Raw genomic sequence first — 9,668 nt, 5'->3', positions numbered from 1 at the left:
GAGCCGTTGTTCATCATTACTATGACCACCGGACTCAGCGGCACCGTACACAACGACTCAGCCAGGAAGAGTTGTTATGACGCTATAACAGCCATCTCCCGTCACGCCATTTTAAAATGGTGAGGTATTACGGTTTTCTGGCCAACCGGAAACGGGCTGAGTTATTGCCTAAAATCTATACCGCACTGGGGATTAAAATGAAGAAAAAACCACAGAAGCTGGGCGTTGCGTCGCTGATGAAACAATTTACCAATGTGGATCCTTACCAGTGCGTGTTGTGTGGCAGTCGGATGGTTTTTAACAGTGCGGAGGCCGGTATCCGGGCAGAAGAGTTATTGGCCAGACGTCAGTTGGAGTTCCAAACAGAGCGATGGTTAAGACAGGCAGCATAGGGAAGATCTGTCTAAAATTTGGATTGGGTATCAAAAGCGCTGTCATTTCACTCAATTGTAAACCATACGCTGCCATAGTTGATGAAACCAACGGACGAACCGCACTATTTTGTCTCTGACTTAAGAGCAATCAATGGATCCAACTTCCTAACCATGAACAATTTTATCGATTGGCCACCTAAAAAATAGACAGCCTAGATTTCTTCGTCTTTCCTCGGTTAATGCGACACAACCGCTGAAAGACATTTTTTGCCAGATCAATACCGATGGTTGTAACCTTCATGATGAACGCTCCCAGTTATTAAATGGTCGTTTTTGACATACTTCCATTTTGGCATACTGATGCCGTTTAAGTTGGGGGCGTCCATTCCATTAGAACCCTCAACGCCGGTTCTGGCCAATAAAGGCAAATGGGCAGATTTGGGATGAAAAAAACCGCTCATCTGAGCGGTTTCTATTTGGCAGGATCAGGCGTGTGAGATACGCCGCCCCAACATTTCCATGATAGGACGCATTGGGGGTCGCTTATGTTTTTGAAGCGCTTCTCGTGCTTCCCAACGGTCATGAGCGGCTTGGAGGTTCAACCAAAATTCGGGCGTCGTCTCAAACAACTCAGAAAACAGCGTCGCTTCCTCTACAGTCAGACGACGACGGCCTTTGCACAAACGGTTAACCGTTGCGCGAGTCACGCCCATAATATCGGCCAGTTCTTCCTGCCCAATGGCTAATGGGGTTAAAAATTCTTCCTGCAAAATTTCGCCTACCGTAGTAGGTTCGCGAGTAGTGGTATCAAGCATAAATCCCCCTGCTAGGTGTCTTGATGAGGATCGAGGTAGATGCTTTCAGCATATCCGTCTTTCCATTGAAACATTAACCGCCATTGAATATTGACTCTCATACTTGACCAGCCATCAAACTGCCCTGAGAGACGCTTGTAGTAATTACTGGTTGGAATAAACAAATCTCGCTCATTATGTGCGGCGGCCAACATATCGAGCTTCTTCGCTAACTGGCGCTCTATTGTTGCCGGTATCGCGCGATCTCGTTTACTTTCCATGTAGAACAGTTCTAGGTTTTTATCCCGAAAAGACTTAATCATTGTCTGTTCCGTCATTCCATTCCGTACATGTATTGTATCATTAAAAGTTACAATATGTAAAATATAAAGTTACTATTATCAATTACTCTAAATCAAAGTGATATATGACTTCTATATATAACTTTGTATTTAAAATATTAAGCGGCTTGTAGGCGGGAGAATATCGTCATCATCTGCTCAACGGCTTCAGCGTGTTTTAACTTTTCTTCCCACCCTCCCAGATACCAAAAAGGTGTATGGAAAGTTCTATTCACGGTCAGTGTGAGTGTATTACCGGTAATAACCTGGGCAGGGATACCCAACAACGATAATTGGATGTAACACATATCAGCAACCATGCCATCAATGTCTGTACAAACCATAAAAATTTGCTCTTGGGGGTTATACCCGTTTTCACGCATATACATCGCTGCTGCAATAGCCATCCCACCTGCCCCACAGGCTGGTTCATTGTAAGTTATAAAGGGACGTTTGTTTAAGTTTTATACTGCGTTGTCAACGCCAACGTCTAATGACCCCTTTTCACCATTATTAATGTCCGCTTTTCATCACTGCTGTTGTCCACTTTCAGCCAGTTGCACATGACTTTCTGGTGGGGGTTCTTTCAACAACATACCCGCCTTACGTTTTTCTTTCAGGCGATAGCTTTCTCCTTTGATATTCAGTGTGGTTGAGTGGTGCAACAGACGATCCAAGATCGCCGTCGCCAGTACATGATCACCGAACACTTCTCCCCAGTCTGTGAAGCTTTTGTTCGACGTCAGGATTATGCTCGCTTTTTCGTAACGCCGATTGAGCAACCGGAAGAACAGACTGGATTCATCACGCGACATCGGCAGATAGCCTATCTCATCCAGGATAAGCACCCGGGCATAGCTCAACTGCTGGAGCTGTCTTTCCAGCCGGTTTTCCTGCTTGGCTTTTATTAACGTTGCTGTTAAACGGTCCAATGGCATGAACAGCACACGATGACCCGCATCAGCGGCTTTGACGCCCAGGGCGACGGCAAGATGAGTTTTGCCCACACCCGGGGGGCCCAGCAGGATCACATTTTCACTCCGCTCGACGAACGCCAGCCCTGCTAACTCACGGATCACTTTGCGATCGATTCCAGGTTGGAAGCTAAAGTCGAACTGCTCCAGCGTTTTGACCCACGGCAATCGTGCCTGCTTTAACCGGGACTCCAGTCCCTTTAGATGTCGGCCATTCCACTCTTGTGACAAGGCCTGGACAAGGAACTCGCGGTAATTCAGCTCTTCTTTCGCCGCATGCTCGCAGACGCTGTCAACCGCGGCGCCCAGATGATCCATTTTCAGTCGAGCCAGTAAGGTATCCAGATCATTTATCACAGCAGCCCCTCATATTCACTCAGTGAACGTCGCTCTACACTGCTGACCTGTTGCCACAGCGCCTGATGGTGTTCCGGCACTGTTTGCCAGCCCGGTGAACCGGTATTCAGTTGATGGCTGGCCACCAACCGCTCATTACTGTAGATACGCAGCTCCTCATCCAATGTGATACGGAGGGTTACCGGTTGACCACAGCAGGTTTCCGGCACGCTATAACGCTTACCCCGAACCTCGATATAACCATCCCAGGCCACATGACAGATATCGAAGTAACTGGTATCGAAGTCTCCTGCCGGTAAAGGCAACAGGGCGGCCTGCTCTTCGCCGAACCGTTCTTGCGGTGTTTGTCGGAACTGGCGCAATTCTCGACAGGCGGCAACCTTCTCCAGCCACTGTGCCAACATCTGATTCAGATGATAGAAGCTATCAAACTGATAATAACGGACGAAGAAGTTATGCTTCACGTAACCGACCATTCGCTCTACTTTCCCCTTGGTTTGTGCTCGCCGGGGGCGGCAGGCTCGGGGAATAAAACCATAGTGCTCAGCCAGTTGGAGGAACCCGGCATTGAAGATGACCACGCCGTTATTGCTGTGCTTCAGGACGGCGGCTTTCTGGTTATCCACCAGGACGGTTTTCACGCTGCCGCCGAAGTAGCGGAAGGTTTGAACCAGCGATTCATAGGTATGCTCGGCATCTTGTCGGGGCGCAGCATAGACGTGGAAGCGCCGGGAGAAGCCCAGCGTATTCACAGCAAAGTTGGCGATACAGGATTGACCGGCGATCTCAACCTCGATTTGCCCCCAGTCATGTTGAAGCTGGTAACCGGGTTGCGTTTCAAAGCGAACCGTTTTCCTGCCAGGACGCATTTTACGCTTGGGTTGAATATAATAGCGCAGCATGGAACGGCCCCCGGAATAACCGGCCTCCCTGATCTCCTGGAAGATCACTTCAGCATTCCAGACATTTTCATTCAACCGCATATCGATGTAGGGAATAAAGGGCTGAAGTTTGGCTAACCATTGCCGTTTTCCTCGAGTGGGAGGTTCAGGGAAATGAAGATGACGACGAACGGTTTTCTCCGAACATCCCAGGTAATGGGCAATATCAACGATGTATGCCCCCTGACCGCGCATTTGCTTTATCATTAAATGGTCCTCTCTGCTTAACATGCTGGTTCCTTTATCGGTATGAGAACCTTTAGGAAACCGCATGTTGGGTGGAGCGGACAAATCAAATGGTGAATTCAGGTCTTATAACATTGGTGCCGACACCCTTGATCCATACACCGGTAGTAGTGTCGAATTTTATAAAATCCCAGATAGGGTTCTTGAGCACATAGGTTTCAGCCAGCGTCAGGACTCCTTCAATAATGAGAATGATACTGATGCCTGATTTTGAACTTAAAGTATTTCAAGCCGATGCTGCAAAGACAATCATAGACCGCTACGCATTTTTCGCTGGGCATCCATATCGCCCTGGCAATGGTGGCCTGATTAACCCCATCATCACGACGTTTTTCGATGTAGAACCGCTCTTTCTGAGTCAGATGTTTTCCCTGCATGCAAAGGGATCTCCGGTAGGGCCAGAACGGTGATTTTATCCGGGTCTAGCCAGTAGGTCACTTTGTTGCATTTCAACTGGGAATGGGGGCTTGCTATCAATGGTAGTCAGACAAAAAAATCAAACCGGCGTTGACTGTTCGGGGAAGCCCTTATAGTACGTTTTCGTTCCATTGGCCCTCATACCCCTAATACAACAGAACCCCAAATAACCATCGGGCAGAGCCATCAAACATAAATGCTTAGAGATAGCTGTACATACGCCGGAGCCAGAGCAGTACATGCCACCGCTGTTGTAGCCCCCTTGCGTTAACCCACATTAACTTATGCATACTTCGACCAAAGAACTCAGTCGCTATTTGTTTTCTTGCGTGTATTTCAGGTTCACGTCTTGCGCTGTGACAGATGCTTAAAGCTTCATGCGTAATTTGCCAGTATAAAGCAGGCCGGTGTTTTACCTCTTTTTGGTAAAAGCGATTGATAACGACAAGCATTTCACAAATTCGCATGTAATGACGCTGATAAAACACATTTTCACTCCCGACGCGTACACGATTACTAACAGACTGGTTATGGATATTTTGCCAATAAAGCACCCTATCGGTGTACTTAACCTGTCGTGCCAGGATTAATGCATTTGTCGTCCAAGGTATATCCTGATGGTGCAGTTCAGGTTCAAAATATAGATCATTGCGTCTGATAAAATCCAAATTATAAACAGCCAGCCAGACAACATGTAGAAAACGGCGAGATTGCAGAGCCTCTTCTAACCAGTCAACGCCCTTTATGATTGCGGTAGACTTAAGTCTTTCATAGGGGAAAATCACTCTTGCTGATTCGCTGCCAGTAATTCTACGCTCACCGTTACACTGCATGATATCAAGGTTATTTTTTTCTGCCTCATAACAGAGTACTTCATACATTTCAGGGTGAAGCTCATCATCAGAGTCAGGAAAAGAGATATATTTTCCTGATGCAATACGTATTCCCGTATTACGTGCTTCAGATACGCCTTTATTGTTTTGATGGATAACCCGAAAGTTTTTATGATTTTTTGCATATTCTTCTACAGTTTTCTGTGACCCATCTGTGGACCCATCATTTACTATGATAACTTCCATTTGAATCATTGTCTGACTGGCTAGAGAATTAAGTAACGGGATAAGAAACTCACCCGGATTATACATGGGCACAATAACACTAAGCATCACTGACATAACGAATCCCCATTCTTTGTAATAGTATTTTTTTCCCAAAGACTGCCAAAAAGCTGATCAACGTCATATGGCTGAAATTCCATTCGTCCTGCACAAGGTGTAAATGTAAATTCACTGAAATAAATTTTTCCGTTTACGATAAACCAGTCCATTCGACAGTATTCAAAATCAGCTGCTAGTTTTTCTGAAAGCAACAGTAACTCATCTAATTCAGGTGGCTTTTTAATATCACTGTTAATATTATTAGGATAGCCTGTAGTAGCCTGTAATAAACCCCAAGATTTGTTATAAATATTAACGCTTTCTTGCCCATTGTGGTCGGTAAAATCAGCTTCTATATATTCGGCTTTCCCAGAGAAACAATGTACGCGATAAAGCTCAGGCGTTATACTCCTGTCCTTCCCTTCAAATACATCAAGATAATGCTCGCAAATGATTTTAGGCGGTATATTGCGGTAATGTCGTTCTCTCGTTGTAGAATACATCCCCCTTGAAAGACAGAAATTTATTTTATTCTTAGCTTCTTTCAAAGAGAATTTGTTTTTATCTGTGCATATGATAGCACTTGCGCTATCATGATTGCACTTTAGTACAAATTTATCAGGTAACGCCTCAAATTCAATCTCATTGAATTTACTATAAATGCCAACAATAGGGACAATATATTCTTCTCCTATGTTATTCATAACATAATATCTAGCTGTTATTTTGTCGGCGAGATATGAAAAACGCTGTGTATCTTCAAACAAGATACGATATATTATCTTTTCATTAAACGTCTTGGGCTTGCTAAGATTAGGGTAAAACCCAAATTTTTGACGAAATTTCGTCTCGAGATATGCACGGTCACTAATAACCCAAGTGCGTATTATTTTAATTTTGTACTCAAGTATCTTAAATATCCACTTAAATTTCTTCATTGTGCGTTTCTTCTGTTGAAAAATAGTATTCTTAAACGAGTACTGGATTTTTATGGCGTTGCTTCATGGATGACTAAACCGGTATCATCCGATTCATCTACTACTGAGAATGATTCCCATTTTACAGGTAAGCATCTTATATCCTGATATGTCAGGTCAAAGAAAATACCTTGGATTTTTACGCATATTACCTGTCGCTCTCACATGTCAGCTAATAAAATAAAAGAGGGATAATTATTTGGATGATTACTACTTATAATCCCAAAGATTCATTATGTTCTTTTATTATTTCACCATATTTTTTTATTATGGCAGCATCACGAATATGCTGATCAATATTGACATTTAACATTCGCTCTCTTTCTTTATCTTTTTTATCATACGATTTTCTTTTCCCTATCGCATCCATCGAGAGGATATAGCATCTTTCTTTATTAATTACGCCCCCTCTATCTTCAATTTCTTTTGTGATCTTAAGAACCATAGGTCCATTATTGTTTTTTTCACCCAAGGTAATACACAAATCATCATTCGATAGGGAGGATAATTTCTTGATGGGCATTACACAGCCTGACATCAAGAGTATCGGAATAATAATATATTTACATATTGTCATTTTTGTATCCTAACAATGTCTATTCTTCGATTATATGGCACTTTTGTAAATAACAAATCTTGTGAGATAGAATACCGCCCTGAAAGTTTCATTTCCCGATATCAATATGCTGCATCGATAGTAGTGTATGCACTGACATATTTATTAAAGCAATAAAATTGACCAGCCATTAATAAGAAATAATCGAGAGAACTATTAGCAAATTTTCTATTTTCGGAATAAAAACCATAACCTTAGTGAAAATAGGTTACAAAGATTACCACTCCCAAACAGTATTTCCTCTGCGTTTTATATGGGTATTTTAACAAAAAAACATGCAACTAAAGATAAAAGCAAAGCGTTTTTTTTTCATAAAATTACCTACATTAATATTGGGTTATTTATTCAGTGTTAATATGGCAGTAACAATAACTATAATTTAAAAGTAGTTCAATTAAATATTAAGTTATTAGGCTACCTGTTTAATAAAAAGATAGGTAAGGAAGTTGGTGCACGGATAGGGGTTCCGGGTGAGTAGACCCGCCGGTTACCCGGTCGGGCCCCTCCTCAGAACCCCTTAATGCGACAGAGCCTAAAAGTTCGTTTCATCCTATTAAGGAATGAGTTATCAGTATTTATGGAAAGTCGCCGAACCACCGAATTCCAGATAGATTTTCGCCAGATTCTGGAACTGATTAAAGCGGTTTTCATCCAGTGATAGCTCTGCCTGGCGGCGCTTCTCCTGAGCATCAAGCCAGAATGAGACAGGTACAGCGCCCTGGCGGTATCGCACTTCATTCAGTCGCTCAGACTTCCTTGCCAGCTCAAATCCTTCATGAAGTCTTTTTTCCTGTGCCAGTAGCTGGTTACGCAGGGACAGCTTGTCTTCGATACTGCTCATCGCTTTATAAAGCGACTGTTTAAACGCCAGTAATCGCTGTTCGTAGTCGTTGCGGGCAATTTTCACCTCCACGCTCTGTTGTCTCCATTCCAGGAACGGCAGCGTCAGGTTGGCACCAACGGAGCTGACAGCGTTTTACAGGAACGCCATCAGCGAACTGCTGCTGGTGCCTAGAGAACCTGTCAGAGTGAAGGCTGGATAGTATTCGGTGCGCCTGATATCAACGGTGGACAGAGCTTCACGCATCCGCCACTCTTTAGCACTGATATCGGGGCGGTTTCTCAGCACGCTGGCTGGAATATTTGCGTTAACCGACAACGTTGCCCCTTTTAGCAACGTTGTCGGTTCAGCCACCGGACTGCCTGGTGCGGTACCAAGCAATACCGCCTGCAGACGTTCACGCTGCAGCCCGGTGAGTCTGTTCTCCTGGGTCAGCAAGCTTTGCCGTGCGTCAACCAAATCAAGTGATGAAAAGCCACCCGCGTGGTAGCGGGCATTCGCCAGGCGTAGCGTTTCTTTTGCGTAGTCGATGCTCTTCTGAAGGACGGTTATCTGTTGGTTAATAAAACCAATACGCCAGTAGTTGTCACTGGCCTCTGAGAGCAAGGTTAGCCGTGCAGCGCACAGATCCTCTTCTGTGGCCTGCTTGTTGCTGACCGCCGGAAAGTTCACCGGGCTTATGGTGCTCACGGCCTTCCAACCCAAGCCTTCCCAGCAGTGCAGCCGCTCGCAGCCGGCGCTGGTCACGCTCACTGTTGGCGTAAATGGCGGGGATTTCAACATTTCCCAGTGCGCTGAGATCTGGCATCAAATGATAGCGCTGGAAGATAAAACCGATATATTCCCGCCGTATTCTTGCAAGCTCATGCGGTGAAAGCTGGGCGGCGTTTTGGCCGATGTAAATACGGGTGATATCGGCCTCAGATATCTGAGCCTTAATGGTCATAACGTCCAGTCGGGCAAGCTTGATAATAGTTGGTGCGCTCTGGCTGGAGTTAACAGTCTGCCCTTGCTGCGTGACAGCTGCGATAACTATGCCGTCCATCGGCGCGACGACACGTGTATAGCTCAGGTCGACCTTTTTCTTATCCACCTCTATCTGCGCCTGCACCAGGCGCGCATTAAGCGACAGTAGCTCCGCACGCGTGGTAGCTAGCGTGGCTTCTGCGGACTCAAAATTTTCACGTGAGCTGGCCTCTTCGTTAAGCATCTGCCGCTGCCGTTTGAAACGGAGTTCAGCCTGTTTTAATAGCGCCTGCTTGGCTTGCAGATCGGCTTTTACCACGTTGAGCGCGGCTTCGGCGTTGCGCAAATCATTACGCTGCGGCACATCGTCAATGTCTGCTATCGGCTGCCCTTTAGTGACACGATCGCCAGGCTTAACTTTCAGTGATTTAACCTGGCCTGAGACCTGACCAGAACGTAGCCCGCCTACGGTGGGAGCTAACACGCTGTTAGAAAGTGACTGTATTCAGCCATCCTAGCTCGCTATAATCCCGTGTATGCACATACCTCGACCCGCAAAACTCCTCTTCCAAATTGATGATGAAAAGTGGGGTCAGTTACTCGCTAAACACGGCAGCGCCGTCCCAGAATGGACCAAGCTCGTCATCGAACGGATGCTCGCTGGCGG

At 45.3% G+C, this 9,668-nt stretch carries 10 protein-coding genes and 4 pseudogenes; 4 read left to right on the top strand and 10 right to left on the bottom strand.

Going from position 1 to position 9,668, the window contains the following annotated elements:
• Positions 1 to 392: pseudogene (locus AEP37_RS28090) on the top strand (transposase); the annotation flags it as partial.
• A gap of 467 nt (positions 393 to 859) precedes the next feature.
• Here the strand turns inward: AEP37_RS28090 and AEP37_RS21430 are convergent.
• From AEP37_RS21430 to istA, 5 genes are all read right to left on the bottom strand, one after another.
• Positions 860 to 1,189: a HigA family addiction module antitoxin gene (locus tag AEP37_RS21430; RefSeq protein ID WP_049615233.1), complete on the bottom strand. Its 330-nt coding sequence runs from the start codon at positions 1,187 to 1,189 to the stop codon at positions 860 to 862.
• 11 nt (positions 1,190 to 1,200) lie between these two features.
• Positions 1,201 to 1,491: a type II toxin-antitoxin system RelE/ParE family toxin gene (locus tag AEP37_RS21425; protein WP_049615238.1), complete on the bottom strand. Its 291-nt coding sequence runs from the start codon at positions 1,489 to 1,491 to the stop codon at positions 1,201 to 1,203.
• Between the two features lie 137 nt (positions 1,492 to 1,628).
• Positions 1,629 to 1,916, bottom strand: coding sequence for a hypothetical protein (locus AEP37_RS21420; protein ID WP_050692042.1), 288 nt, complete (start codon positions 1,914 to 1,916; stop codon positions 1,629 to 1,631).
• Between the two features lie 123 nt (positions 1,917 to 2,039).
• Positions 2,040 to 2,837, bottom strand: coding sequence for an IS21-like element helper ATPase IstB (gene istB, locus AEP37_RS21415; protein ID WP_049615236.1), 798 nt, complete (start codon positions 2,835 to 2,837; stop codon positions 2,040 to 2,042).
• Entirely contained in the window at positions 2,837 to 4,012 is a 1,176-nt protein-coding gene (istA, locus tag AEP37_RS21410) for an IS21 family transposase (protein WP_049615232.1), read from the bottom strand. Before istA ends, istB begins: the two co-directional genes overlap by 1 nt.
• A gap of 40 nt (positions 4,013 to 4,052) precedes the next feature.
• Between istA and AEP37_RS21405 the strand changes: the two genes are divergently transcribed.
• Positions 4,053 to 4,235: a hypothetical protein gene (locus tag AEP37_RS21405; protein WP_049615231.1), complete on the top strand. Its 183-nt coding sequence runs from the start codon at positions 4,053 to 4,055 to the stop codon at positions 4,233 to 4,235.
• Complete coding sequence (locus AEP37_RS21400; protein ID WP_049615230.1) at positions 4,228 to 4,437, top strand: hypothetical protein; 210 nt, start codon at positions 4,228 to 4,230, stop codon at positions 4,435 to 4,437. Before AEP37_RS21405 ends, AEP37_RS21400 begins: the two co-directional genes overlap by 8 nt.
• 207 nt (positions 4,438 to 4,644) lie before the next feature.
• Here AEP37_RS21400 and AEP37_RS21395 read toward each other — a convergent pair whose 3' ends face one another.
• From AEP37_RS21395 to etsA, 5 genes and pseudogenes are all read right to left on the bottom strand, one after another.
• Positions 4,645 to 5,619 (bottom strand): glycosyltransferase, encoded by a 975-nt coding sequence (locus AEP37_RS21395; protein ID WP_049615229.1) that lies wholly within the window; start codon positions 5,617 to 5,619, stop codon positions 4,645 to 4,647.
• Positions 5,610 to 6,539 carry an ATP-grasp fold amidoligase family protein gene (locus tag AEP37_RS21390; protein ID WP_049615228.1) on the bottom strand — a complete coding sequence of 310 codons (930 nt, stop codon included), beginning with the start codon at positions 6,537 to 6,539 and terminating at the stop codon, positions 5,610 to 5,612. The genes AEP37_RS21395 and AEP37_RS21390 overlap by 10 nt, the downstream gene beginning before the upstream one ends.
• 253 nt (positions 6,540 to 6,792) lie before the next feature.
• A complete protein-coding gene (locus AEP37_RS26690) occupies positions 6,793 to 7,155 on the bottom strand; it encodes a hypothetical protein (RefSeq protein ID WP_050692043.1) in 363 nt (120 codons plus the stop codon).
• 607 nt (positions 7,156 to 7,762) lie between these two features.
• A pseudogene (etsC, locus tag AEP37_RS21380) lies at positions 7,763 to 8,677 on the bottom strand (macrolide efflux RND transporter outer membrane subunit EtsC); the annotation flags it as partial.
• A gap of 241 nt (positions 8,678 to 8,918) precedes the next feature.
• A pseudogene (gene etsA, locus AEP37_RS27985) lies at positions 8,919 to 9,449 on the bottom strand (macrolide efflux RND transporter periplasmic adaptor subunit EtsA); the annotation flags it as partial.
• 88 nt (positions 9,450 to 9,537) lie between these two features.
• Here etsA and AEP37_RS28085 point away from each other — a divergent pair.
• Positions 9,538 to 9,668: pseudogene (locus AEP37_RS28085) on the top strand (IS91 family transposase); the annotation flags it as partial.

This window comes from Yersinia pekkanenii, from assembly GCF_001152565.1.
In the GTDB taxonomy this organism is placed as follows: Bacteria; Pseudomonadota; Gammaproteobacteria; order Enterobacterales; family Enterobacteriaceae; genus Yersinia; species Yersinia pekkanenii.
This window is presented reverse-complemented; position numbering and strand designations above follow the sequence as displayed.